Source organism: Ahniella affigens, from assembly GCF_003015185.1.
Taxonomy (GTDB): Bacteria; Pseudomonadota; Gammaproteobacteria; order Xanthomonadales; family Ahniellaceae; genus Ahniella; species Ahniella affigens.
Window position 1 is genome coordinate 5,805,420 of the sequence record NZ_CP027860.1, and the last position, 24,040, is coordinate 5,829,459.

23 protein-coding genes and 1 tRNA gene are annotated in these 24,040 nt (G+C 60.2%); 17 read left to right on the plus strand and 7 right to left on the minus strand.

All coding sequences use genetic code 11. The features are described from left to right. Positions 1–60: 60 nt before the first annotated feature. From C7S18_RS22655 to C7S18_RS22675, 4 genes are all read right to left on the minus strand, one after another. On the minus strand, positions 61–1,203 hold the full coding sequence (locus tag C7S18_RS22655) for a slipin family protein (RefSeq protein WP_240623948.1): 1,143 nt from the start codon (positions 1,201–1,203) through the stop codon (positions 61–63). 454 nt (positions 1,204–1,657) lie between these two features. Beyond that, positions 1,658–1,719: transfer RNA gene (locus tag C7S18_RS22665), tRNA-Leu, on the minus strand. A gap of 731 nt (positions 1,720–2,450) precedes the next feature. Next, positions 2,451–3,830 carry an amidohydrolase family protein gene (locus C7S18_RS22670; protein WP_106893718.1) on the minus strand — a complete coding sequence of 460 codons (1,380 nt, stop codon included), beginning with the start codon at positions 3,828–3,830 and terminating at the stop codon, positions 2,451–2,453. Between the two features lie 107 nt (positions 3,831–3,937). Next, a complete protein-coding gene (locus C7S18_RS22675; RefSeq protein ID WP_106893719.1) occupies positions 3,938–4,948 on the minus strand; it encodes an aminoglycoside phosphotransferase family protein in 1,011 nt (336 codons plus the stop codon). A 270-nt stretch (positions 4,949–5,218) separates the two neighbouring features. Here C7S18_RS22675 and speA point away from each other — a divergent pair, with 270 nt between their 5' ends. The 15 genes from speA to C7S18_RS22750 all read left to right on the plus strand — a co-directional run bounded on the left by speA (position 5,219) and on the right by C7S18_RS22750 (position 19,125). Then, entirely contained in the window at positions 5,219–7,093 is a 1,875-nt protein-coding gene (gene speA, locus C7S18_RS22680; RefSeq protein WP_106893720.1) for a biosynthetic arginine decarboxylase, read from the plus strand. Positions 7,094–7,195: 102 nt separating this feature from the next. Further along, positions 7,196–7,414, plus strand: a complete 219-nt coding sequence (locus C7S18_RS22685) for a TIGR02449 family protein (protein ID WP_106893721.1) — start codon at positions 7,196–7,198, stop codon at positions 7,412–7,414. Next, positions 7,411–7,716: a cell division protein ZapA gene (locus C7S18_RS22690; RefSeq protein WP_106893722.1), complete on the plus strand. Its 306-nt coding sequence runs from the start codon at positions 7,411–7,413 to the stop codon at positions 7,714–7,716. Before C7S18_RS22685 ends, C7S18_RS22690 begins: the two co-directional genes overlap by 4 nt. 237 nt (positions 7,717–7,953) lie before the next feature. Further along, the gene (gene ybgC, locus C7S18_RS22695; RefSeq protein ID WP_106893723.1) at positions 7,954–8,367 is read left to right on the plus strand and encodes a tol-pal system-associated acyl-CoA thioesterase; all 414 of its coding nucleotides are present in this window, start codon (positions 7,954–7,956) and stop codon (positions 8,365–8,367) included. Then, complete coding sequence (tolQ, locus tag C7S18_RS22700) at positions 8,364–9,050, plus strand: protein TolQ (protein ID WP_106893724.1); 687 nt, start codon at positions 8,364–8,366, stop codon at positions 9,048–9,050. The genes ybgC and tolQ overlap by 4 nt, the downstream gene beginning before the upstream one ends. A 64-nt stretch (positions 9,051–9,114) precedes the next feature. After that, positions 9,115–9,549: a protein TolR gene (tolR, locus tag C7S18_RS22705; RefSeq protein WP_106893725.1), complete on the plus strand. Its 435-nt coding sequence runs from the start codon at positions 9,115–9,117 to the stop codon at positions 9,547–9,549. Between the two features lie 7 nt (positions 9,550–9,556). After that, entirely contained in the window at positions 9,557–10,489 is a 933-nt protein-coding gene (locus C7S18_RS22710) for a cell envelope integrity TolA family protein (RefSeq protein ID WP_106893726.1), read from the plus strand. Next, entirely contained in the window at positions 10,474–11,790 is a 1,317-nt protein-coding gene (gene tolB / locus C7S18_RS22715) for a Tol-Pal system beta propeller repeat protein TolB (protein ID WP_106893727.1), read from the plus strand. Before C7S18_RS22710 ends, tolB begins: the two co-directional genes overlap by 16 nt. Positions 11,791–11,863: 73 nt before the next feature. Next, complete coding sequence (pal, locus tag C7S18_RS22720; protein ID WP_106893728.1) at positions 11,864–12,376, plus strand: peptidoglycan-associated lipoprotein Pal; 513 nt, start codon at positions 11,864–11,866, stop codon at positions 12,374–12,376. Between the two features lie 331 nt (positions 12,377–12,707). Then, positions 12,708–13,679, plus strand: coding sequence for a tol-pal system protein YbgF (gene ybgF / locus C7S18_RS22725; protein ID WP_106893729.1), 972 nt, complete (start codon positions 12,708–12,710; stop codon positions 13,677–13,679). A 5-nt stretch (positions 13,680–13,684) separates the two neighbouring features. Then, positions 13,685–14,377, plus strand: a complete 693-nt coding sequence (queE, locus tag C7S18_RS22730) for a 7-carboxy-7-deazaguanine synthase QueE (protein WP_106893730.1) — start codon at positions 13,685–13,687, stop codon at positions 14,375–14,377. Positions 14,378–14,483: 106 nt separating this feature from the next. Then, positions 14,484–16,229 carry a M28 family metallopeptidase gene (locus tag C7S18_RS22735; RefSeq protein WP_106893731.1) on the plus strand — a complete coding sequence of 582 codons (1,746 nt, stop codon included), beginning with the start codon at positions 14,484–14,486 and terminating at the stop codon, positions 16,227–16,229. Positions 16,230–16,232: 3 nt separating this feature from the next. Continuing rightward, complete coding sequence (locus C7S18_RS22740) at positions 16,233–17,192, plus strand: CDP-glycerol glycerophosphotransferase family protein (RefSeq protein WP_106893732.1); 960 nt, start codon at positions 16,233–16,235, stop codon at positions 17,190–17,192. Further along, on the plus strand, positions 17,189–17,872 hold the full coding sequence (locus tag C7S18_RS22745) for an IspD/TarI family cytidylyltransferase (RefSeq protein ID WP_106893733.1): 684 nt from the start codon (positions 17,189–17,191) through the stop codon (positions 17,870–17,872). The genes C7S18_RS22740 and C7S18_RS22745 overlap by 4 nt, the downstream gene beginning before the upstream one ends. Next, the gene (locus tag C7S18_RS22750; RefSeq protein WP_106893734.1) at positions 17,869–19,125 is read left to right on the plus strand and encodes a RuBisCO large subunit C-terminal-like domain-containing protein; all 1,257 of its coding nucleotides are present in this window, start codon (positions 17,869–17,871) and stop codon (positions 19,123–19,125) included. The genes C7S18_RS22745 and C7S18_RS22750 overlap by 4 nt, the downstream gene beginning before the upstream one ends. A 182-nt stretch (positions 19,126–19,307) precedes the next feature. Here the strand turns inward: C7S18_RS22750 and C7S18_RS22755 are convergent, their stop codons facing one another. From C7S18_RS22755 to C7S18_RS22765, 3 genes are all read right to left on the minus strand, one after another. After that, a complete protein-coding gene (locus C7S18_RS22755) occupies positions 19,308–19,853 on the minus strand; it encodes a hypothetical protein (RefSeq protein ID WP_146152076.1) in 546 nt (181 codons plus the stop codon). A gap of 526 nt (positions 19,854–20,379) precedes the next feature. After that, positions 20,380–21,672 (minus strand): hypothetical protein, encoded by a 1,293-nt coding sequence (locus C7S18_RS22760; protein ID WP_106893736.1) that lies wholly within the window; start codon positions 21,670–21,672, stop codon positions 20,380–20,382. Between the two features lie 268 nt (positions 21,673–21,940). Continuing rightward, complete coding sequence (locus C7S18_RS22765) at positions 21,941–22,354, minus strand: type IV pilin protein (RefSeq protein WP_106893737.1); 414 nt, start codon at positions 22,352–22,354, stop codon at positions 21,941–21,943. Positions 22,355–22,749: 395 nt separating this feature from the next. On the opposite strand from C7S18_RS22765, the gene C7S18_RS22770 reads away from it, so the two are divergent. Continuing rightward, entirely contained in the window at positions 22,750–23,322 is a 573-nt protein-coding gene (locus tag C7S18_RS22770; protein WP_170113441.1) for a GspH/FimT family pseudopilin, read from the plus strand. Then, complete coding sequence (locus tag C7S18_RS22775) at positions 23,319–24,038, plus strand: PilW family protein (RefSeq protein WP_170113442.1); 720 nt, start codon at positions 23,319–23,321, stop codon at positions 24,036–24,038. The genes C7S18_RS22770 and C7S18_RS22775 overlap by 4 nt, the downstream gene beginning before the upstream one ends. The last annotated feature ends 2 nt before the right edge of the window (positions 24,039–24,040 follow it).

Here is a 24,040-nt window from a genome sequence, read left to right on the forward strand (position 1 = left end):
CGGGGTCACATCATGCAGTCGCGATCAACACGATTGCACTGGGTGCCGTATTACCGGCACTCAGGCCCGCAAGCTGACCAACTGCTTCATCACACCATCCAAGCCACCGAACACGGTCAACTGTCCGATCTTCTCGGTGACTTTCTCCAGCGCCTCGAGCTCTTTCAAGCGCATCAGCACAGGATTCTCTTCCAGCATCCGGGCGGTGTTCAGCAAGTTGCGGGTCGCTGCGGTTTCTTCGCGCCGTTTGATCACGTTGGCTTGGGCCTGTTTCTCGGCCTCGACCACTTGGTTCAACAGCACCTTCATTTCGCCAGGCAAGATGACGTCTTTGATGCCGGCATTGACCAAACCGACACCAATGCTCGCCAGTCGCGGTTCGGCATACGCACGAATCGCACCGTCGAGCTCGCCCTTGTTGCCGAGCATCTGATCGAGCGTTCGCGTGCCGACTGCCTCGCGCAGGCCGAACTGCAAGGTGCGATAGACCGCGTCCTTCCAGTCGGTTGCCTGACGACGCATTAACATCGGATCCTGCACGCGGACTTCTGCGGCCAAATTCACGCGCAGCGACACCTTGTCCCGACTCAGAATCTCCTGACCCTGCACATCCAAAGCGAGCGAACGCAAGTCAATTGTTTCGATCGCCAGCATGCGGCCCAGTTTCCAGAAACCGTACAAACCCGGATTCAGGGGTGTTTCGACTTTGCCGTTGACCAACAACAGTCCCAGATGATGCTCAGGAACTTCCTTCAGGATCAGATTGCTGGTCACCTCGGCGAGCAACTTGGCATGCTGCGGCTGGATCAAGAGCGCGATTAGGTCCGCGGGAATCCGAAAGTCATCAGCAATCGACTGCCGCTTGACCTCGAACTGCCACGGTGCGCGCCAGTAGTAGCGACGTGCGCCAGGCGGCAACACGGCGAACAGGCGGCCTTCGCGATAGACGAGACCCAACTCCTGATTGCCAATGTCCACCTGCTCAATCACTGGCGCCAATAAGCCACGATTCGCGAGGTACAGGGTATCAGCCTGCGCCAGATTGAATTCGCCAACACCAAGGTTCAGGACCTCAATCCGAACATCCTTCTGGAACGTCCAGAGCCAGTGCGTGCCGGGCAACATGACCTCGGTCAATTGTCCACGCACGAACTTGAGTCCGCGTTGTGTGACGTCTAAAACGATTCGTTTACGGAACAACATGGTGGTCTCCTTGTTATCGTTGTAGGAAGCAAGCAGGCGCCACCCACCAGCGGCGACTGCAGGAATGCATCCAGGCGAGATGCCCAGGATGCGATGGGGCGCTGAACCTCGCGAACCGCGAGGTTCAAGCAAAAAAGGTCCAGGGCCCACCCCGATCGGCGGACGGGTCGAAGGCTCGATCCGGGTTCAGCAAACGGGCCGCCAGGCATCGATGTTGCAGCATGACAATCATCGAGCGTTGGCTTCGCGTTTGCCGTCACTGAACCGAAGTCGATCGACGCAAGGTCCGAGTCAGGTGCCTGTTTGCATGCCCGATCTCGGTGCTGCTTGCGCGGCACGGATCTGATCAGGTCATGGCGGGTGCCATGGCGCTGACCGACAGCAAACGAGGCCGTGAGTCCTGGAGGGCAATTGCTTGCCCGGTGTGCCAGGGTGTTGCCACCCGAAGCGGTTTTGGTGTGGGAATCGAACCCACAACGATCGATTCTCAGTCGATTGCTCAACCATTGAGCTACCAAGGCTGGAGGATGAATCAGGGCTCGAACCTGTCCGCCAAAGGCGACGCGCCGACCGCGTTCAACCGATCCTGCAAACCATCACATGGCCCGGTACGGTAGACGGCAATGCCGGTACCGCCAGGTGGCGTTAGGACGCCACTGTCGCTTGAGCACATGCAATGAACTTGCGCTGTTGCCACCGCAAACACGAAGGGTGCCTCTGAACAAGTTCAGAGGTGCCGCGGGCCATGAATCGCCCGCCCAGAATCGAGCAGCGAAGGGCCCGTTTCAGTGTGGGTCTGAAAGTCCACTACGGACTGACGCAGACCCTTCCATGTCGTGCAGTGGTTCCGATTCCAAGCGACGCCAAACCGGATCCAGGTTCGGTGACGCTCAGATCGAATATTCAAGACACAAAAAAAGCTGCGTCGCCGGCAGCCTTGTGTGTCGTTCAAGGTGCAGGCACTTCGCCTGCAAAACAGTGCGAAGTCAGCGGGGATGGACGCCAGCAAACACACTGGCGCGGCAGCCTGGGCGCTGCCCAATTTGCTTTAGCGATGTCGGTGTGAAGTGGGTCATAAGTGAGAAAGGGAGAGGACGAAGATTCCTCGGTGGCGCGCATCGTATGCGCAAAAATAAGTTTGTCAAGCGTTTTTTATCGCGCAACCTGCGTGCGCGATAATTTGCTGATACTTGGATTGATAGGCACGAATGATCCGGATGCAACCCGCTGCTTTGGCCGAAGTTCGCCTACGGGGTCGCGGTTGCGGTGTCGACGGGCGCACCATCCAGCTTGTAAACCTTGCCGGATTTCATGACCAAGTCGACGCGTTGTAACAAGTCGATGTAGCGCAACACATCGCCTTTGACGGCGACGATGTCGGCATACTTGCCAACGCTGATGCTGCCGAGATCGCTCGTCTGCTTCATCATTACGGCTGGCCACCACGTCGCCCCACGGATCGCTTCCATCGGGCTGATCCCCATCACGCGCACCCAGATATCGAGCTCGTTCCACGTGCTCTGGCAATGGAACTTGAGTGGAATCCCGGAGTCGGTGCCGATCATCAGCACCACACCGCTCTGACGAAGCTGTTCGATCTTGCGTGCCAGCGTCACTTTGCGGAGCGGGGTGATCTGGAAGTAGCCGATCTGCTCGGGATGCGCGATGGATTGCTGGATGTCGGCAATCGTGTCGGGTTTCAACCCGCGCTGCCAACAGTTGTTGTCCAGTGCTTCGGGGTGGTCGCGAACGTAATCGTAGTTGTAGAGGCCTTCGACGGTTGGCGTCCAGAACAACGGGCCCTTGCTCATTTGCGCGGTGCGTTCCCGGATCGCGCGGATGACATCGTCCGGGTACTCAGGCGCCGTCGCGAGGCCGGTGTGTTCGAAATTGTCGACGCCATATTTCAGGCCAATGCGGATCTCTTCAGGTCGGTGCGCGTGCGCGACCACCGGGAGTTGATGCTGGTGCGCCTCGTCCACGACGGCAGCCACTTCATCATCGCTCATCTCATCCTGGTCGATCAGCTTGATCACATCAACGCCCGCTGCTGCCAGCTGCTGCACTTTGCGTCTGGCATCCTTGGCGTCCGCAACACCCCAGCGAAAGGCTTCGGTGCCTGGATACGGTTTCTTCTGAATGAATGGTCCCGAGATGAACAGCCGTGGGCCGGGAATAATCCCGTCGCGGATGCGTTGCCGCGTGCTCAGGCTGGCTTCCAATGGTGCGCCCAGGTCGCGTGCGGACGTGACACCGGCGAGCAGCAATTGCTCTGCGCTCGCGGGCATGATCTCGTCCGCCAGCCGGTTCAGGTAGGTCTTGTCCCAATGAGTGTAGTCCGAGTGACCGTTCAGCATCAGGTGGACATGCATGTCCCAGAGGCCCGGCAACACGCTCATGCCCTCGGTGGAAATCACGCGGTAATTGCTTGGGACCGGCAGGTTGGACTGTGTGCCGATTGCCGTGATCCGCTCGCCGTCGATCAGCACGACGCTATCTTGAATCGGCGGCGCGCCGAGTCCGTCAATCAGCGTGCCGCCGACGAGCGCGATGTGGTCGCCGGCCATTGCATGGCCAACACTCGCGGCAAGAAGCGCTATCAGACACGACCAGCGACAACGACTCATCAGCGAACCTCGATACGATGCAAAGCGAGCGCCCGAGCGTACCGCTTGTCGTCGATCGCAGCTTGGCGCGCTGCAACATCGGCAGCGCGATTCGGCATTGCGTCGAATCAGGCCTCTTCCAGCTGCCTCGGCTGGGTCAGATCGATGCCTGCGGTCTTGTCGGCCAGCCACTCCGAAAACGGACCGAGTTCCTTGTTCTTGCCCGCTACGTCCAGCACATACTGCAGGACTCTCGGCAGATCTTTCAGATAGCCCGACTTGCCGTCGCGGTAATTGAGGCGCGCAAAGATGCCGAGCACTTTGATGTGGCGCTGCAGGCCCATCCAATCGAACCAACGCTTGAAGCGTAGCTCCTTGTCGGCAATGACGCCGGCCTTGCTCAGGCGGTCACGATACTGATTGATCCAGACCAGGACTTTCTCTTGCGGCCATTCGATGTAGCAGTCACGCACCAGCGACACGAGGTCATAGGTGATCGGGCCCTTGACGGCATCCTGAAAATCCAGAATGCCCGGATTGTCCCAGCCGCGCTTCATCAAATTGCGGCTGTGGTAATCGCGATGCACGAACGCTTGCGGCTGTTCGAGCGCTGATGCGACCAACTTTTCGAACATGCGCTCGATGATCATGCGTTCGCTCGCCTTGATCGTCAGGCCCAGGTGCCGTTCGAGAAACCATTCCGGGAACAGGTTCATTTCGGCCCGCAGTCGCGCTTCATCGTAAACCGGCAGATCATCCGCCTTGACCCGCTGCTGCATGCCAAACAAGGCGCTGATCGCATCGCGGTAGAGCTCGTCGACCGTCTCCGCATTGAGCACGTCGAGGTAGGTGATGTCGCCCAGATCGCTCATCAGGATGAAGCCGTTGGCCAAGTCCTGGTAGAAGATTTCCGGTGCGTTCAAGGACGCATTACGCAAACGTTTGGCGATGTTGATCCAGGGCAAGACATCCTCGCGCTCCGGCGGCGCGTTCATGATGATGAAGCTTTGGTTTTGGCTCACTGCGCGCAAGTAGCTGCGAAAGCTCGCATCGCCGGCCAAAGGCGTGATCTTGACCTTGGCGTCGTTGAGCTGGCTGCGAGCCCAGTTTTGCAGCAATTGTTCGCGCTTGCGATCCATCCGAATTCCAGTCCTGTTGAAAACAAAAGTCGCCAAAGCCCAGAACACCGACGCTGTCCCGGGCCAGATCATGGCCGGTGCGTGGCACCCAAGGTTGACGCAGTGCATCCCCGATTCTAGCGCGGCGAGCCTAGCGCTCGTGTGCCGGCCGTCATCATCGACGCAGATTGGCTGGCTTTGGGCTGCCTGAATGAACGCTAAGGCGCTTCTGCGGGGTTGGTGCGCTATCGCTACACTACGCGGCCCATTTTCCGGCCGGGAGCCAAGACCATGACCTGGACCGCCGCGCAAGCGCGTCAAACCTACTCCATTCCCTACTGGGGCGATGGTTACGTCGATGTCGACAGTCAGGGGCGTTTGCTGATGCAACCGCTGGGGCCCGGCGGCCCGAAACTGGCGCTGCCGGAAGTCATTCGGGCAGCGGCAACACAAGGGCTGAAACTACCGATACTGCTGCGTTTTTCTGACGTGCTTGGGCATCGGCTCGGGCGCATGCAGGCCGCATTTCAAAAAGCGATGCAGGAGTGCCACTACGACGGTCGCTACACCGCGGTGTATCCGATCAAGGTGAATCAAAACCGTTCGGTTGTGAGCGAACTCGTGGCGGCCGGGCATCAGGGTTTTGGCCTCGAGGCCGGCAGCAAACCAGAGCTCATTGCGGTGCTGGCGCTGTCACGTGGCGGCGTGGTTGTGTGCAATGGCTACAAAGATCGCGAATATATTCGGCTGGCGCTGATTGGCCGCAAACTCGGGCTCGATGTCTTTATCGTCATCGAAAAGCCGAGCGAGCTTGCAATGGTCATCGAGGAAGCGCGTAATCTCGGTGTCGATCCGCTGATTGGCGTGCGGATGCGGCTTGTGTCGATCGGCGCTGGCAAATGGCAAAACACAGGTGGCGACAAGGCCAAGTTTGGCCTGAATCCCGGGCAGCTGATGCAGTTGCTCGCCGATCTCGACGCCGCCGGCCTTCGCCACAGTTTGAAGCTCATGCATTTTCACATGGGCTCGCAGATCTCGAATGTTCGCGACATCGCCGGCGGGATGCGCGAGGCCGTCTGCTATTTCGTGCAGCTGCAGAAGCTGGGCTTTGACGTGCGCTACATCGATGTAGGGGGTGGTCTGGGCGTCGACTATGAGGGCACACGCTCGCGCAGTTTCTGCTCCATCAACTACGGCATGGAGCAATACGCGCGGACGATTGTCGAGCCGGTCGCAGAGGCGTGCCGGCTGCACGGCATTGCGCCACCGCACATGATCACCGAGGCCGGTCGCGCGATGACTGCGCATCATGCCGTGTTGATCACGAATGTCAGCGAGGTGGAGCTGGCGCCTGAGGGTACGGTGCCAGCGCTCGGCGAGCACGAGTGCCTGCCGCTCAAGCATCTGCGCGAAATCCACGATGCGCGTGATTCGCGCCCGCCGCTGGAGCTCTATCACGAGGCCCAGCACTATCTGGCGGAAGGGCAGGGGCTGTTTGCCGAAGGTCAAATCGGTTTGACCGAGCGTGCGGCGCTCGACCAGCTGTTCTACGCGATCTCACACGCCGTGCGCGCGCGCCTGAAACACGACGAGCGCGCGCATCGGGAAGTGCTCGACGAATTGAACGACAAGCTCACCGACAAGTACTTCGTCAACTTCTCGGTGTTTCAGTCGATGCCCGATATTTGGGCGATTGATCAAGTGTTCCCGATCGTGCCGATTGACCGGCTGAACGAAATGCCGGAGCGGCGCGGGGTCATTGCGGATCTGACGTGCGATTCGGACGGCCGCATAGACCACTACGTCGATTCGGAAGGCCTGGACACCAGTCTGCCGCTGCACGCAATGCAGGACGGGCGGTCGTATCTCCTGGGATTCTTCCTGGTCGGTGCGTACCAGGAGACGCTCGGCGACCTGCATAACCTGTTTGGCGACACCGATACCGTGGATGTGCGCGTCGACGGCGAGCGCTTTGAGCTCAGCAATGCCCGCGGCGGCGACACGGCCGACAAGGTGCTGGGCTATGTCGGATTTGATCCGAATGAGCTCCGGGCGGCCTTCCGTGCCAAGCTCGCTCAGGCTGGATTGCCGTCCGATGAGGTGCAGCGCCTGTCAGCCGATTTGAACGCGGGTCTGACGGCGTATACCTACCTGCAGCACGATTGAACGCGGCGGGCGCCTGGTATTCCTGGGCGCCAGTTGCCAAAACCGTGCGAATTCACCCGCCGACGTATTGACCGCCAGCCAACGCTTGGGCTTAATTCAGGGATGGACTACCGACAGCAAGACGATGTGCGCGCACTGACCGAGCGGTTCGAGCAACTGCTGGCGGTCTGTGTCCGGCTGAATGACGAAAACAAGAGCCTCAAAGCCAGCCAGGAGGCGCTGGCCGCCGAGCGCGCCAACTTGCTCGCCAAGAATGAGCAGGCGCGCTCCCGGGTCGAGGCCATGATTGCGCGTCTCAAGTCTTTGGAGCAGAACGGATGAGTGCTGACCCGATTTCGGTCCATATCCTTGATCGCGATTACCTGGTTGCCTGTGCCCCGGAAGAGCGCGCCGGGTTGATCGAGGCGGCGCGTCTGCTCGATGGGCGCATGCGTGATCTGCGTCAGGCCAGTCGCAGTGCGCCGGCTGACCGTTTGGCGGTTATGGCGGCATTGAATCTCGCCCACGAGTTGTTGCAAGTCCGCGAATCCCAGAAATCTGGCGATCATGCGCTGAACCAGGACCTGAGCCAGCTTCGGTTCAAGCTCGATGCCGCCCTGAACGGTCTGGCCAAGCTCGGCTAACCCGGTAGCGATCAGTACGCCGTGGGGCAGACACGGGGGGCTGCCCCTGCAAGTTTCGCGATGACGCCCACCCGTAGGGGCGGCCCCCTGCGTCTGCCTTGGCCCTGGCCGTGCGCGCACCCCGGTTTGTGCGCCATATCACCCAAATTTCATAAAAAACATCGGCATTTGTCCAAAACCTGAACCAATTCCTAATTTGACGCCGCAAGTGTTTGATTTGGCTGTTAGACTTTGGTCATGTCGACGAATGCCCCCTTCTCCTGGCCGGTGCGGGTCTACTACGAGGACACCGATGCTGGTGGCGTGGTCTACCACGCCAACTACCTGCGCTTCTTTGAGCGGGCGCGGACGGAGTGGCTGCGCGCGAAGGGCATCAACCAGTCCCAATTTGCTGCTGCGACGGGATTTCTCTTCGTACTCAGCGAGGTTTCGGTATCCTTCCGCCGCCCGGCGCGGCTCGACGATGAATTATCGGTCAGCTGCGATCTGATCGAGGCCCGGGCGGCCAGTCTGCGCTTCCAGCAGAAGCTGGTCCGAAGTTCGGATCAGGAACAGCTGGTCCAGCTCGAATGTCGTGTTGCCCTGATCGATGCCGCCAGCTTCAAGCCGGCGGTTCTTCCTGCATTTCTGAAAGAGAGTCTGCTCGCATGACGTCTGAATTGAATCTGTTTGCGCTGATTTTGGGCGCCAGCCTGCCGGTCAAATTGGTCATGGGTCTGCTGCTCGCTGCTTCGGTTGCGTCCTGGACCATCATTTTTGCGAAAAGCCGCCTGCTGGGCGATGCCGACAAGCGCACGCGCGAATTTGAAGACCGTTTCTGGTCGGGCACCGACATGGCGGGCTTGTTCAAGGACGTGAGCACCAAAGGCGGCGATAGCACCGGGCTTGAGAGCATTTTCGAAGCCGGCTTCCGGGAGTTCGCGCGGCTGCGGTCCCGCAAGCAGATGGACTCACGAATCATGGTCGAAGGCGCACAGCGCGCGATGCGCGCGGCCTCGGGTCGCGAAATGGATCGGCTGGAACATCGCCTGGAGTTTCTCGCCAGCGTCGGTTCCATCAGTCCTTACGTGGGCCTGTTCGGCACGGTGTGGGGCATCATGATCGCGTTCCAAGGCTTGGCCAACGTCAAAGAAGCCACCATCGCGATGGTCGCGCCAGGTATTTCGGAGGCGCTGATCGCCACCGCCATGGGTTTGTTCGCGGCGATTCCGGCGGTTTGGGCGTACAACCGGTTTGCCACCAAGGCCGATCGTTTGGCCTCGCGTTATGACGTGTTCCAGGAAGAGTTCTCGGCAATTCTGCAGCGCCAGGCGCATGTCGAGGAAAACCGCTGAATGAACACCGAATCGAGTCAGCGCTCGGGAACCCGCGCCATGCACGCCGTTCGTTGAGGCACCTATGGCCAACAATCGACGTCACAAACGCAAACTGAAAGCCGAGATCAACGTCGTGCCGTATATCGACGTGATGCTGGTGCTGCTGATCATTTTCATGGTCACCGCGCCGCTGATGAATCTTGGTGTGGATATCGAGTTGCCGGAGTCGAATGCGAAGACGCTGAGCGTGGATTCCGAGCCCGTGCAAGTCAGCATCGATGCCAAAGGCAATCTCTATCTGACGCTCGGCAAAGCTGAACGCGAAGCCATCGACGAGGAGACTCTGGTCAGAAAGATTTCAGCTTACGTTGCCCAGAATCCCAAAGTGCCAGTGCTCATCGGTGGTGACCAGAGCATCGAGTACGGCAAAGTGTTCGAAGTGATGGTGTTGTTGCAGCAGGCAGGCGTGCCGAAAGTCGGCTTGATGAGCCGCCCCTTGGAACAGAAGGCGAAGTAGGGCATTCATGGACCAGAACGAGCAAACCTGGAAAGCGTTCGGACTCGCCGTGCTGGTGCACGGGGTCGCGCTGCTGCTCGTGTTCATGGGGCTTTTGATGAGCGGGCGCTCTGAGGCCGTCCGCGCCGAGGGCGTGGTCATTGAGGCGAGTCTGGTCGATCTGACGACGAAACCCAGTCAAAACACCGTTTCGCGCCCACGCCAGCCAGTGCCGAAGCCGCCGACGCCGAAAGCCGTCGAAACGCCCAAGCAAACGCCCCAACCGGATCCCGAGCAGCCAGACCCGGCGCGCGTCAAACGCTCGGAAGACACGATCAACCAAGAAAAGGTCAAGCTTGCTGCCGATGCATTGGAGCAAGCCGAGAAAGAACAGGAAGAGCGCATCCAAAAAGAGCAGGTCGATCTGACCCAGCCCGAGGATGAGCTGGCAAAGATGGAGCGCGAGCGCCAGAAACAGCTCGACGACATTCGCAAGCTGCGCGAAGAGGCTGAGAAAAAGCGCAAGCTGGAAGCGCAGCGCCTCGCCCAATTGGAAGAAGCCAACCGCCAGAAAATGGCGCAAAAGCAGCGTGAGGATGATCTCGCGCGAATGGCGCAACTCGCTGCTGAAGAGCAACAGAAATCGGGTCTCGGCGGGACGGACAATTCGTTGGCAGCGCAATATGCCGCCGCGATCGTCAACAAGGTCCGCAGCAACTGGATTCGTCCGGAGTCCGACGAGCAGATCAAATGTGTGGTCAATATCGTCCAGGTTCCTTATGGGCGCATCATCTCGGCCAACGTCGTGCCGCCCTGCTATCTCAGTGAGCCCGTCCGACGTTCGTTGGAAGCCGCCGTACTGCGCTCCGACCCACTCCCCTATCAAGGATTCGAATCGGTGTTCAGCCGATCGATCAACTTCACCTTCTGTGATCCGGAGAACCTATGCACGCCTCGTTGATGTCCCGTCTGCTGATCCTCTTACTGGGTCTTGCAATCAGTCTGGCGAGTCAGGCTCAGCTGAACCTCGAAATCACGAATCCGAACGTTGCGGCCCGTCCCATCGCCGTAGTTCCGATCCAATATCAAGGGGCAGGAATGCCACTTGATACCGACATTTCAGGTGTCATCACGGCCGACTTGAATCGCAGTGGCCAGTTCTATGTGCTGGAGCGCTCAAAAATCACGGAATTCCCGACCCGCGACACCGAAGTCGACTTTCAGGAATGGAACACACTGAAGCAGGACTACCTGGTGGTCGGTCGTGTGTTGGATGCGGAGTCAGGCGCATTGCGCGTCGAGTTCGAGTTGTTTGACGTTGCCAAGAAGCAGCGTCTGCTCGCCCAGGCGGTGGGTGCCCGTGCGAGCAGCCTGCGTGCAACCGCGCACCAAATTGCCGATATCGTTTACGAGAAGATCACCGGCGTCCGCGGCGCGTTCTCCACCCGCATCGCTTATGTGACCCAAAAGGGCTTGTCACCAAAAATTTCATATTCGGTCATGGTGGCCGATTCGGACGGCTACAACCCGGTTCCGGTGATCAGTTGGCACACCCCGTTCCTGTCGCCGGCCTGGTCGCCGGATGGTCGGAAACTGGCGTATGTGAGCTTCGAGCGCGGTAATTCCGCCATATACATTCACGAGTTGACCACCGGCAAGCGCGAAATGATTGCCTCCTACCGCGGAATCAACGGCGCGCCGGCATTCTCGCCGGATGGCTCGAAGTTGGCGCTGACGCTGTCGCAATCGGGGAATCCCGAGATCTACGTCATGGACTTGGCAACCCGCCGGAGCACGCAGCTCACCCGACACTATGCCATTGATACGGAACCAGTCTGGACCCAGGACGGCCAATTCATCATCTTTACGTCCGACCGCGCGGGTAAACCGCAGCTGTACCAAATCCCGGCTGCCGGGGGCGAACCGACCCGAATTACCTTCCAGGGCGAATACAATGCGCGCGCCTCTCTGGCCAACGACGGCAAGCTGATCGCTATGGCGCAGGGCAACAAGAACGTGTATCGTATTGTAGTTTTAGACCGAAGTCGCGGCGGCGCTGGCGAGGTGCGAGAGCTCTCTCCAGGCAACTTGGATGAATCGCCGAGCTTCGCTCCGAATGGGAGCATGATTTTGTACGCAGCCCGCGAGGATAAGCGGGACGTACTCTACGCCGTATCCGCCGACGGGCGCGTGCGGCAGCGATTGGTGCTGGCTGATGGTGACGTACGCTCTCCAGCGTGGTCGCCCTTCCGTCAGCGCTGATCGTTCGGCCGTTTTTACGGCCGGCAGCACCAAAGCTTTGGCAACACACCTATAAACCTCTGAGGAAACCAAGATGAATAACCCGACCCGTATCCTGCTGGCAGTTGCTTTGGCGGCTTCGTTGGCCGCTTGTAAGAAAGAAGTCAAAGAGACCCCGGTTGCAAACAACGACCAACCGGTCAAGGAACAGCCGCCGGTCAACACTGTTGACGATGGCAAGTTCTCTCGCGAGGACCTGAACAGCGATCCGTGCCTGCGTCAGCGCGTGGTGTACTTCGACTTCGATCGCGCCGACATCAAGGCCGAAGCTGAAGCCATTCTGACCTGCCACGCCAAGTTCCTGCAGGACGTGCCGGATTCGGCCATGAGCCTGGAAGGTCACGCTGATGAGCGCGGCACGCAGGAATACAACCTGGGTCTCGGTGAGCGTCGCGGCAATGCCGTGTCGCAGGCGCTGCAGGCTAAGGGTGGTTCGGCTGCCCAGATCACGGTCGTCTCCTTCGGTGAAGAGCGCCCGACCTGCGCCGACTCGACGGAAGACTGCTGGGGCAAGAACCGCCGCGTCGAAATCGTCTACACCAAGTAATTTTTTACTCGGTTGAGATTCGCAAACCCCCGCTCCGGCGGGGGTTTTTTTTGGGGCATCACCAACTCATTTGGCAGCCACGTCGGTCTGCAGATCAGGCCGAAGACGGGAAGACGCCAACCTCCGTAGGGGCAGACCCCGTGTCTGCCCTTACGGGATCAAGGAACCGCGCTGAACGAATCGCCAATGCTGAATCTCTGGCAAACCCGTTCCCGCAACTGGGAACGTTGCCGCGTCGGTGACGATCAAAAGCACAGAAAATCCAGCTCTTGAACGGCTTGTTCAGCTGTTTTGCGGCACAATCACGGTCTGATCTTCGAAGGAGCGCTCGATGAAGTATTCATGGCTTTTGGCCACGCTGGTGGTGTTCAGTCTCAGCATTGCAATGCCAGAGGCGTCGGCTCAGGGGCGGCTCAGTCTTTCCGAGCGGGTGGCCAAGCTGGAAGCAGATGCCGCCAAGGACAACAACCAGGCGTCGATTGATCTCCTGAACCGACTGAACGAACTTCAGGCTGAGGTACAGACCCTGCGTGGAATGGTCGAGCAGCAGGCGTTTCAGCTTGAAGAGCTGAAGAACCGCAACCGCGACTTGTACGCCGATCTCGATTCGCGCCTGGCCCGTCTGGAAGGCAATCCGGCCGCCGTGAGCCCGCCGCCGGTAGTACCCGCTCTAGCCGACGGCCAAACGCAGGACTTGTCGGTGCCACCACCGCAGCCGCCCGCCGATCCGAACCAATTGGCAATGGAGCCGATCTCGCGCCCGTCCAGCCCACCGCCCGTCACGGATACCCTGCCGGTCGCACCCAGTCAGACGGCCCCAGCAGTCGATCCGCTGGCCACGCCAACGCCGACTGCGCCCGTGGCGCCGCCGCCGAGCAACAGCGCTGTCGGCACCACCATGATTCCCCAGGCTGGCGAGCAGCAGGCCTACGACGCCGCGTTCGCCGCATTACGCGAAGGTCGTTACGCTGAATCGGCACGTCGGTTTTCCAGCTTTCTGGAGCAGTTTCCGAACGGCGATCTGGCCGACAACGCGACTTACTGGCTCGGCGAGTCCTACTACGTGACTCAGAACTACCGTATTGCGCTCGACACCTTTCGGGCATTGTTGAACCAATTCCCGGACAGCGCCAAAGCGCCGGATGCGGCCCTCAAAGTCGGCTATTGCCACTACGAACTGCGCGAATGGCCCGAGGCCGAACGCCAATTGAACGATGTCATGGCCCGCTACCCGAATACCGTGGTCGCCCGTTTGGCGCAAAGCCGTTTGAACGCGCTCCGCCTGGAAGGCCGTCGGCCTTAAGCCGTATGACAGAGGCGCTCGAAGCGAGTCGACTCGTCGTCGACGATCAACCTGAGCTTGAGCGCCTCAAAATCACCGAGGTGTTCCTGTCGTTGCAGGGCGAAGCCCGGGACGTCGGCTGGCCAACCACCTTCATCCGCCTGACTGGTTGCCCGCTGCGCTGCACGTACTGCGATACCACCTACTCGTTCTTCGGTGGTACGTGGCGGCAGATCGACGATCTGGTCGACGAAGCCACCCAGAACGGCGCCCGCCACGTCTGTGTGACCGGCGGCGAACCGCTGTCGCAAAAACGCTGCCTGATCCTGCTGAAAAAGCTCTGCGACGCCGGGTTCCTGGTGTCACTCGAAACGTCGGGTGCGATCGATATCAGCGCCGTGGATTCACGGGTGTCTAGGGTCTTGGATCTGAAAACCCCCAGTTCGGGCGAAATGGCGCGCAACCGCCTGGCGAATCTGCCGCTGCTGACCGCGCACGACCAGGTGAAATTCGTCATTGGCGACCGCGCCGATTACGACTGGTCGGTGCAGATGCTCAAGACGCACAACCTTGCGCAACGCGCCGAAGTGCTGTTCTCGCCAAGTCACGGCCAGATCACGGCCACCGAACTCGCTGATTGGATCATTGCCGACCGCCTGCCGGTCCGGTTCCAATGGCAATTGCACAAGCAACTCTGGGGCGAAACCCCCGGCAAGTAACCGCCATCATCCCGTCGGGCGCCGCGCCCTGGTCCAGAAGTCAGCATGTTCGGGACCTCGCGAATGAGGCAAACTCGGCAGTTCCATCTGAAAGGAGTGCGACACCATGCGTCGATTGACCCTGTTGCTACCGGTATTGCTGGTCGCCTGCAGCGAGGCACCACCGCCGCCCGCAGCGCCGCCTGCGCCGGCAGCACCCACCTACACCCCTCTCAAGGTCGCGCTCACCGACAATCATCAGCTGCAGAGCGCGATCACGGCCGAGGACTACGCGTTGCATATCAAGACGCTGTCGTCTGATGAATACGAAGGCCGGGATCCGGGCAGCCTGGGCGAACGCCTGACGATGAACTATCTGGAAAACGAACTCCGTCGCATCGGTTATCTGCCGGCAGTCGGCGTGGATGGCGCCTGTGCGAGCTTTCCGTGCGAGCACGCGAGCTACTTCCAGCGTGTGCCAATGGTGTCGACCACCACCGATCCGGCGACCAGCCTGACGATCCAAGTCGGTGATCAGACCCAGACCCTGAACATGGGCAAGGAAATGGTCATTGGTACGCGCAGTGGCGAAGCCGAGATCAAGATTGACGGTTCTGACCTGGTGTTCGTCGGCTATGGCGTCAATGCGCCAGAAGCCAACTGGAACGACTACGCCAACGTCGATGTCAAAGGCAAGACGGTGGTGGTCATGGTCAATGACCCGGGCTTTCTCCGAAAGGACGAGTCGCTGTTCAAAGGTCGCGCGATGACCTACTACGGTCGTTGGACGTACAAGTTCGAAGAGGCTGCGCGTCAGGGCGCGAAGGCGGCGCTGATCATTCATGACACCGAACCGGCTGCATACGGTTGGGATGTGGTCGTCAGTTCCTGGGGTGGTGCGCAGCATGATCTGCCGAAGTCGGAAGATCCCGAACCCCGTCTGACCGCGCAAGGTTGGATCAGCCTTGACACCGCGAAGGCGCTGTTCACCGCAGCGGGTCTCGATTTCGATGCCGAACGGAACCGTGCCGATCAAGCGGGCTTCACCGCCGTGCCGATGAACGCCAAGCTGAGTGGCGAGATCAAGAGCACCATCACCAACGATGCATCGAACAATGTGGTTGCAGTCCTCCCGGGCACGGAGTTCCCGAACGAGTCTGTGGTCTACAGCATGCACTGGGATCATCTCGGCAAGGATGAATCGCTGAAGGGCGATCAGATCTTCAATGGCGCGATCGACAATGCGACGGGCGTTGCCGCCGCGTTGGAAATTGCCGCGGCCTTTGCGGCTGCCGAAGAAAAGCCGAAGCGCTCGGTCGTGTTGTTGTTCACCACGCTCGAAGAATCAGGTTTGCTTGGTTCGCGCTACTTCGTCAAGCATCCCGCCGTGCCACTGGAAACCATGGCCGGCGTCATCAACATGGATGCGATTCCGTTCATCGGTCGCACCAAGGATTTCAGCGTGGCCGGCTGGGATCAGAACAGTTTGCAGGATCTGATGGGCGAGGTGCTGAAGGCGCAGAATCGCGTGCCGGCACCGGAATCGAATCCAGAACGCGGCTACTATTTCCGATCTGACCACTTCAACTTTGCGCGCGCTGGCGTGCCTGCGTTGCATGCCGGTGCCGGTTCCGAACACGTGGCCTACGGTACGGCCTATGTCGATGAGATCAACAAGAAGTACGACGAGGTGGCCTACCACCAGCCGCCGGACGAATTTGATCCGGAGTGGGATTACGCCGGTGCGATGGAAGACGTGAACGCTTATTACGCACTCGGTCAGCGCTTGGCCTATGGTCGCGAATGGCCAACGTGGCGCGAAAACAGCGAGTTCCGCGCAGCCCGCGAAGCATCCGCCAAGGCGCGGCCCTGATCGATGCGGGTCGCCTACTTTTACGCCAATCCCTTCCACCACGCCATGCTGGCGCCGGTGGAAACGGCACTCGGCAATCAGGTTGAGTCGCGCCGCTTCAGCTCGCTGGATGCGATGCGCGAGTTCGCGCCCGATGTGGTGGTGCTGGCCGAGAATCCGAGTCACCAGGCGAAGCGGGCCGCGCCGAATGCCCGCATCGTCTGGACTCGCCATGGCTTTGCGAACAAACGCTATCTGGGCTACTCGATGGCCGGCTGCGATTACGCCTGCCTGTCGAGTGCGTGGCTCAAGCAGTATTACCGCGATCAGGGCCTGCGTGCCGGCATCGATGAATGGGTGACCGGCTTCGTACCAATGGATGCGCTGTATCGCCGTTTGCAAAGGGCGGCACCACGGTCCACTAAAACCCTGCTGTATGCCCCGACCTTCAATCCAAACATGGCGTCGGTGCGCCCACTGGGAAAATCCTGGGCGAGTGACCTGCGGCGCGCGTATCCGGAACTCAATATCGTCATCAAGCCGCATCCGCACACGGCGAAGGAACAGCCCATGTGGCTGGCGCGATGGCAGTCCTGGGCCGAGGCCGATTCGGGAATCCAGCTGATCCAGGACGGCAATCAGGATGTTTACGAGCTGATGCCGGACGCGGATATTCTGCTCACGGATGCATCGAGCGTGATGTTCTATTTCCTCGCGCTCGATCGCCCGATCATTCTGGTCGACAACCCACTCCGGTTCGAAGATCGGCAGCGTTTCAAGCCCGACGCTGAAGAATGGGCTTGGCGCGATATCGGTCAGCGCATCGAGACCGGCGACGCCCTGACGGCCGCGGTGGCGAGCGCCCTGGAAACGCCGAGCCGGTTTGCGGAGGCCAGGCAGCAGCGTGCGCAGCAGATTTTCGGCGATCTGTTTGACGGCCGTGCGGCCGAGCGTGTCGCCCAGCATATCCTGGCGCTGGCATGAAGGCGGCGACCACGGCTTTGATCGCTGCCGCCGGGGTGGGCAGTCGGCTCGGCCTCGGGCCAAAGGCGTTTCTCCGCCTTGGCGCGCAAAGCCTGCTGGCGCGCGTCGCGCATACGGCGACCGCCGTGGCCGACACCATCGTCGCGGCGATTCCACCGGGTTCGGACGCCGAGGCGCGTGCCGAGTTGCCCGGTCATGTGCGGCTGATTCATGGCGGCGAGTCCCGTCAGCAGTCCTTTGCGCAGCTTTTGGCCGAGGCGCACAGCGAGTACGTTCTGTTGCTGGATATCGCTCGGCCACTCGTGTCGGCGGACTTATGCCAGCGTGTGCTCAACGCTGCCGCGCGCCATGGCGCGGCGGGCGCCTATGTCCCGGCGCTGGTGCCCGCAGCCCGTGTGGATGCGGAGGGTGGTGTCGTACAGGCCTATGCGGCCGATCAGTACCACCTGCCGCAAATGCCGCAGGCGTTCCGGCGCACCATCTTGATCGATGTGTTGGCGCGCGCGAAAGCGCAAGGCTTGCAGCGTCAGACCGTTTGGCAATTGGCAGTCGAACTTGGCGTCCGCCTGCAGGCAGTGCGCGGCGAGCCTGGCAATATCAAAATCACAGAACCGGTAGACTGGGCTCTGGCACAATGTCTGATTGACGCACCAACATCAATCTCAAGAAGCGACGTATGAGTTCAGAATCCCTGTCAACCGAGCACGCGGAGTGGTTCCGCTGGTCCGATGAATTGAATCGCGCGGACTATGTTTTCGCGCGCTACCGCATTGTCACGGCACAGGCGGTCGAGGTCGTGGCGTTGGCCATGGCGCGCGAGCAAAGTGCGTGCACGACGACACTGCCCATTGGTGATCTGGACTTGCGCGCGCACACGGCGCGGGTGGTGTCGATCGATAATCATGGTCCGAGCGATGTCCGGGCGCTGCCGCGGTATCGGCTGACGACGTCGGTCTACGCCGATGTGGCCCAGGCGGAACAGGCGCACGCCTATGAAGTCGAGATCGCGTATCCGATTGCCAATTTGAAGCCGACGGCGAGCTGCCTGCTGAATCATTGCTACGGCGAGATTGCGCGTCTTGGTTTTCTTGATGCGGCCAAGCTGTTGTCGCTGGACTTGCCGACGAGCTTTGAAGTGCAGTTTCCCGGTCCTCGCCTGGGCGCCTCCGGTTTTCGCGCCAAAGTCGGCGCCAAAGACCGTCCGTTCTTTTGTCGATCCACCCGTCCGGCCGTGGGACTCAATAACGCGCAGTTGCTGCAGGTGATCGAGCCGGTCTTGCGCGGTGGCTTTGATGCCATCAAGGACGATGAGCTCTCCGAAGACATTGCTCCATCACGCGTCGAAGAGCGCTATCGCGGCATGGCCGAAACTCGCGCGCGCCTCGTCGCCGAGACGGGCGAGAACAAAGTGCTGTTTGCGAATCTGATTGCCGAGGATCAGTTCGAACCGATCGCCGCGTGTGCGCTTCGACATGGCATCGACGGCGTGCTGGTCGCGCCAGGATTGAACGGGTTCGGTGCCATTCGCCGCGCGCGCGAACTGGGATTCATCGTGCTCGCGCATAATGCCGGCGTGGATGGTTTGGTGCGCCCGTTGCATGTCGGCATCAGCGAAGCGGTATGGACCCAACTCTGCCGACTCAGTGGCGCCGACCTGATCATGATGCCTGGCGAATTTGGTGGCGGCACCGCCGTACGCACCGCTAACACTGCCGAGGCCGCCGTCATCGACGCGTGCATTCGACCCATGAGCGGCCACGCTGCCGCATTGCCGGTGCTCGCTGGCGGCAAACGCCCGGAGCGCCTGCCGATCTATCAGAGCATTGTGGGCAGCGACGACTACTTCCTGATCATTGCGACGGCAGTGGACGATCATCCGGAAGGACTGGAAGTGGGCGCCAGAGCGTTTCGGCAGGCGGCAACTGGGGCGTGATGACGGGTTGATGTCCTATGGCGTCATCCTTGTGCCGTCAGAACATCCTCCCTCATTGTCCATGCTGCGACAAATCTCCGATGAAGCAAGGCCTTTGGGTCGTTTGCTGCATATTGCCCCCAAAACCTCATCTCGAAATTACGCGAAGCCCGGGCCACGTTCGTTATCAAAAGCCCCAAGAACTAACTTGATGGGAAAAGAAGGATTTTGGTTCTCTCAAGCACGTCCTTTCCAATCTCAATCAGCTGATAGTACGTCGCTGGGTAACCATCAGCGACCTTCACATTGTGGAGTTGAAGTATATGTCGATCAAATCTGTTCTCTGCTGAGTCAGCATCGCTTGTACCGGCCGGATGGCTTGCACCCAGAGCGTTTGCAACTCTCTTGATCAAGATCTCGCGCGAGATCCATAGTTGGGGGTGTTCGTCGATACCAGATGGAACCTCATAGATACCGCAAGCGAGCCACTCAGTAAAACTCAGTTGCGAATCTTGGCCAACTGGTGGACCCGCTTTGTATATAGTATCGAGCTCTTCAGCCGACAACGCTCTATTTACAAATGTCAATCCCTTCAGCTGCACGCCCGGACTGTCAACCCCGCTGGCCAGCGGTAACTGAACGCGCCTACTGCCCTTAAGAACTTGCTTTACCTTCTTCGGCGTCGAATAGTTCGCGAAGCCGAGGCTAGTGCCGCTCTCATTTGCAAGCTCATCAACAAATTTTTTCATGTCGACCCAGACTCGAAGCGAGTGGGAAAGATCCAGAAAACTCACTGGATCCTTGTGCTTTAGTGCCAATGTGTGGTGGCGGCTTAGACGAGCGTATTGGAGCCTAACGTGTGCGACGTCCATCGGGACTCCTGGCGGCATTCGTGGGCGAGTAGTCGTCTGCGTGCAAATACACGCTGCCAATGCCTTGCCAGTATATATGCCTAGGTATTAGGAAGGAACGTTTGGTAGCCGGACACCACCTAAGGCATTCCCGTACTTATCGGGCAAAGCTTTCATACTTTGGGTTCGCCGCCGATGGGTTCAATTGAACTAGGAAACACGAATCTACCTGATGCGCGTTGATATCAGCAGAACAGGTGGCATGCCCCTTCCTCGGACGAAGTCGTCAACCCTGAAAGATTCCGCACGGAAAGTTGATCAATGGTGCCGCAATGATGTTCATCACCCAAACGTTCGACAGGGGATTCAGCTAGAGAAGGATGGTCAAATGGAACCAGCGTCGGGCAGGCGTCCTCGTCTGCCCCTACGATTTTTTGCCGAACGGCCACTTGATCTTGCCGAGCAGGCTCTTGTCCGGCTCGGGTTGCACGGGTGCGCGTTGTTTGGCTTGCCACTCTAGTTCGCCAATCAGGTCGTACGCATTTACCATGTTGAACACGTCGTCCATGCTCGATCCGGCTTCCTGCGCGATTTCATTCAGGCGGCGGCCGGGGCCGAGCATGATGTCGGCGATGCGGCCGTGGTGGCGGAAGTTGCGGGAAACATTGACCGGGCGTTTGATGCGGAACGTGCCGGCGGGATCAAACTTGCGGGCAAGATGACCGGTGCCGCGCAATACCTGATCCAGCCAGCGCAGGTCATCGTACGGAAAGCTCGTTTCCTGCTGGCGGATATCCGTGAGTTCCCGGGTCGTCAGCACACGCAGCGCCTTGAGGCTGATTGGCTGCTGGCAATAACTCGCGGCGTCAGCGAGGTCGCCCTTCAGGAACACCACTTGATTCTTCGGATCCAGGGTCAACGCTGGCAGGCCGGGCTGGGTCAGCTGCGATGGCGCCGCGACGTCGGTCCCAGTCAGGATCTCGCGCAGCCCCAGGGCCCCGCGGTCATCGTCGTCCTTGACGAAACGCAGCATGTCCTCGTCACTAAAGCGCTCGCCGCTCATGCCCCGCACACTGTCGCCTTGCCGCGCTTCCGCTCGGCGGCCAGTATTCAGCACAGCCTGGATGGTCACGCCTTCGTTCAGAGTGACGGCGGGCTTTGGGGCAATCTTCTGGGCGTCGGGATTGTCTTTCAGCACTTCGTCGAGCCCGGCGGCGATGTTCAGGTCGAGCTTCTGCCGATTCTGCTTCTGGTCAGACGCCACCTCGGCGGCGGTGGCTTCGGCGCGGGCGCGGGCACGCGACCAGAACTCATTGCCGGAGGATTCCTCAGACGACGACTCCTGCGTGGAGCGGTAGTAGAAATCTTCGTCCGCATGCTCGATGTTGGTCGTCGGTCGAATCGACGGCCGCGCCGCGCCCCGCATGACCTCGACAAAGCTCTCAAGCTTGAACGGAACATGCAGAATAAATGCGGCATCCTCGTTTTCACCTTCGTGCACCACGACGGCGCAGCGCACCCCGGAGGCCTGCGCACGCGCACGCGCGGCCTGGCCGGCAAGCTCGCGCGGATCGACCACAATCAGATCGGCGATGTCTTCAGCGCCCCACTTCCAGTTTTGGCCAAGAATCGGCATGGCCCGGCGCAGCAGCAGCCGCATATGTGCGGTCAGCTCGTCAGAAACGCCTACCACCGCGATGATCTTATCGTTGGACATGGGTCACCTTCAGTTCCGTTTGCCAAGGAGACTCTGAACCACTTCAGAGTCCGGACCGGTGCCGGACTCTGTGTGAGTCTGAACGTCCAGAATGGACTTCTTCAAACCGTTCCAAAGCAAGCCCCGCGCGCATCCATTGCCGATCACATCCGGGTGGATGCGAATCGTAGCCAGTCCGGCAACAGTGGCTAGTGTCCGATTTGGCTCACGCGCCTGCAAGCATTTGTCACGCGGGGGCCGTTCAGCGAGATTGGGTGATCGCTCGGTTCTACCAGCAGGGCTTCGGCAGCTGCTCATTCCGACCCAAGGTGAGCGGCGTACAGGAGACGCCTTCCTGTTGGTCATCAGCCTGTTCCGGCGCCGCATCGGCAATCAAACGGTAGCCACCGATCTCATCGAGCTGGATTTGCACCGCATACCAACGGGCCGACGGGTGGTTGCTGATCAAACCCGCTACACCAAGGGTCGCGGCATCGGCAAATTCAGGGTGCTCGGCCCGCCAGCGCTCTTCGCGCATCTGCAGGTCAAGCAGCAGCGACTGCACTTCCACGCGTCGAGATTCGCGCACAAATCTGGCGTACGAGGGATAGGCAAGCGCCGCCAGAATCATGATGATCAGCATCGCGATCAGGACTTCGATCAGACTGAACCCGCGGGCTGGCACGAGCGGTCGGTGGGTCATCGGGAGAGGTCGGTTGGCAAGTCGGATGGGTGAGTCTGGCAGGCGTGTCGCTGGTAGGCGTGCCACCGGAACCCGGTCGATGATAGCGGCCTTCACCAGGCCGAAGGCCAATCCGACCAACCGGCGTCCGGAGGGATGTGCGCTCGGGCACAGCCTGATGGCGCCGGAATGGGCAAGCTGGGCTGGTGCCGGATTCGGCGAGCTTGGCTGGTGTCGCGACGAGGTTGGGCCAGCCCGGTTGGCTGGGCCGGCTCCGCTTGTCGGCCTTGTCCGGGCGTTTGTCGGTGCTGTCTTGATCGGGCGTCCCGGGCGCCTTAGCTTGCCCGATGGCGAGCTGCTCGCGGCAGTTGTCTAAGCTGTTCAGAATTGTTTCGTTACGGGAGTCAGTGGTTGCAATGATCGATCGTTTGAACCAGCGCGGCGTTACGCTCACCGAATTGATGGTGGCGTTGGCGGTGCTTGCGATTCTGGCGGTCATGGCGGCGCCTGGCTTTTCCGACTACTTCCACAAGGCGCGGATGCGCGGTGCTGGTGAGGCGCTCGCTGACTTGCTGACCGAGGCGCGCACCGAGGCCATCAAGCGCGACCGCCAGGTCGCAGTCAGCATCGTTGGCTCGGGCGAATCCTGGTGTGCCGGCGCACGTGCCGCCGAAAACCCCAGTCAAGGCGCCATGATCCCACCAGCCGAGCCCTGCGATTGTGCGAACGGCAATGCGTGCAACATAGGTGGCAACCCGATGCGGGTCGTCAGCGACGATTTTGACTCGGTGACGCTTGCCAGCAATCAGCAAGCGATTGTGTTTGACGGCAAGCTGGGCACGCTGACCAGCATGACGCCAACCCGGGTCACCTTGACTGGCCCGGAGCCGCGGTTCAGTCTGCGCGTTGAAGTGGGGCCGATGGGCCTCGCGGCTTTGTGTGTGCCGGCCGAGAGTGCGCCCCTTTCTGGAATCGGCCAATGTCCATGAGCCGCCGTCCAACTGGCTTCACACTGACCGAGCTCATGGTCGCACTGACCTTGGGGCTCCTGGTCATTGGCTCGGCAACGGCGTTGCTGGTGGCCACGTTGGATGCGAACGGCCGCAACATCCGGGCCACGCGTCTAACCCAAGAGATTCGGGCGATTTCGGACGTCGTCAGCGCCGAGCTCCGGCGTGCCCGTTACCACCCCGACGCGCTGCTGAATCTGGGCGAGAACGGCGATGACGACGATGGTGATGGGCGCGTGACGCGACTCGACAATATCTTTGCAACCAACCCGTTCGAGACGATACGCGTTTCCGGCCAGGGGCAAATAGACGACGGGGACGCCACCACGATCGATGGCAGCTGTATCCAATTTGCTTACGGCGCTGCCAACGGCGATGCGTTTCACACGATCTCGCTCGTGCAGATCGGCGATCGCGGAGTCGTCCGAATGAACCGTCAGGCGAACAGTTTTCCGGCTTGTGGCACCGGCGCCAATCTGAGTTCGGCCCAGGTCGATATCGATGTTCTGGCGTTCAATTTTGATGCGGCCGACAGTCAGACCGACCCCGACTACGACACGATCCGCGTCAGCATTCGCGGTCGCCTCGTGGGCGACCCGGATACACGCCGCCAGTTCGTCGAGTCCATTCGGCTGCGTGCGCCGATCATGCCGCCGGCCCCCGTGCTGCCGCCCGAACGTCTGGCGAGGAATTGAGT

Coding starts and splice junctions, on each gene's coding strand:
- C7S18_RS22655 (WP_240623948.1), bottom strand. CDS start 1,203: ATGTTGTTCCGTAAACGAATCGTTTTAGACGTCACACAACGCGGACTC.
- C7S18_RS22670 (WP_106893718.1), bottom strand. CDS start 3,830: ATGAGTCGTTGTCGCTGGTCGTGTCTGATAGCGCTTCTTGCCGCGAGT.
- tolB (WP_106893727.1), top strand. CDS start 10,474: ATGCACGCCTCGTTGATGTCCCGTCTGCTGATCCTCTTACTGGGTCTT.
- C7S18_RS22690 (WP_106893722.1), top strand. CDS start 7,411: ATGAGTGCTGACCCGATTTCGGTCCATATCCTTGATCGCGATTACCTG.
- C7S18_RS22740 (WP_106893732.1), top strand. CDS start 16,233: ATGCGGGTCGCCTACTTTTACGCCAATCCCTTCCACCACGCCATGCTG.
- C7S18_RS22755 (WP_146152076.1), bottom strand. CDS start 19,853: ATGAAAAAATTTGTTGATGAGCTTGCAAATGAGAGCGGCACTAGCCTC.
- ybgF (WP_106893729.1), top strand. CDS start 12,708: ATGAAGTATTCATGGCTTTTGGCCACGCTGGTGGTGTTCAGTCTCAGC.
- C7S18_RS22775 (WP_170113442.1), top strand. CDS start 23,319: ATGAGCCGCCGTCCAACTGGCTTCACACTGACCGAGCTCATGGTCGCA.
- tolQ (WP_106893724.1), top strand. CDS start 8,364: ATGACGTCTGAATTGAATCTGTTTGCGCTGATTTTGGGCGCCAGCCTG.
- queE (WP_106893730.1), top strand. CDS start 13,685: ATGACAGAGGCGCTCGAAGCGAGTCGACTCGTCGTCGACGATCAACCT.
- tolR (WP_106893725.1), top strand. CDS start 9,115: ATGGCCAACAATCGACGTCACAAACGCAAACTGAAAGCCGAGATCAAC.
- C7S18_RS22750 (WP_106893734.1), top strand. CDS start 17,869: ATGAGTTCAGAATCCCTGTCAACCGAGCACGCGGAGTGGTTCCGCTGG.
- C7S18_RS22735 (WP_106893731.1), top strand. CDS start 14,484: ATGCGTCGATTGACCCTGTTGCTACCGGTATTGCTGGTCGCCTGCAGC.
- speA (WP_106893720.1), top strand. CDS start 5,219: ATGACCTGGACCGCCGCGCAAGCGCGTCAAACCTACTCCATTCCCTAC.
- ybgC (WP_106893723.1), top strand. CDS start 7,954: ATGTCGACGAATGCCCCCTTCTCCTGGCCGGTGCGGGTCTACTACGAG.
- C7S18_RS22760 (WP_106893736.1), bottom strand. CDS start 21,672: ATGTCCAACGATAAGATCATCGCGGTGGTAGGCGTTTCTGACGAGCTG.
- C7S18_RS22675 (WP_106893719.1), bottom strand. CDS start 4,948: ATGGATCGCAAGCGCGAACAATTGCTGCAAAACTGGGCTCGCAGCCAG.
- C7S18_RS22710 (WP_106893726.1), top strand. CDS start 9,557: ATGGACCAGAACGAGCAAACCTGGAAAGCGTTCGGACTCGCCGTGCTG.
- pal (WP_106893728.1), top strand. CDS start 11,864: ATGAATAACCCGACCCGTATCCTGCTGGCAGTTGCTTTGGCGGCTTCG.
- C7S18_RS22685 (WP_106893721.1), top strand. CDS start 7,196: ATGGACTACCGACAGCAAGACGATGTGCGCGCACTGACCGAGCGGTTC.
- C7S18_RS22765 (WP_106893737.1), bottom strand. CDS start 22,354: ATGACCCACCGACCGCTCGTGCCAGCCCGCGGGTTCAGTCTGATCGAA.
- C7S18_RS22770 (WP_170113441.1), top strand. CDS start 22,750: ATGATCGATCGTTTGAACCAGCGCGGCGTTACGCTCACCGAATTGATG.
- C7S18_RS22745 (WP_106893733.1), top strand. CDS start 17,189: ATGAAGGCGGCGACCACGGCTTTGATCGCTGCCGCCGGGGTGGGCAGT.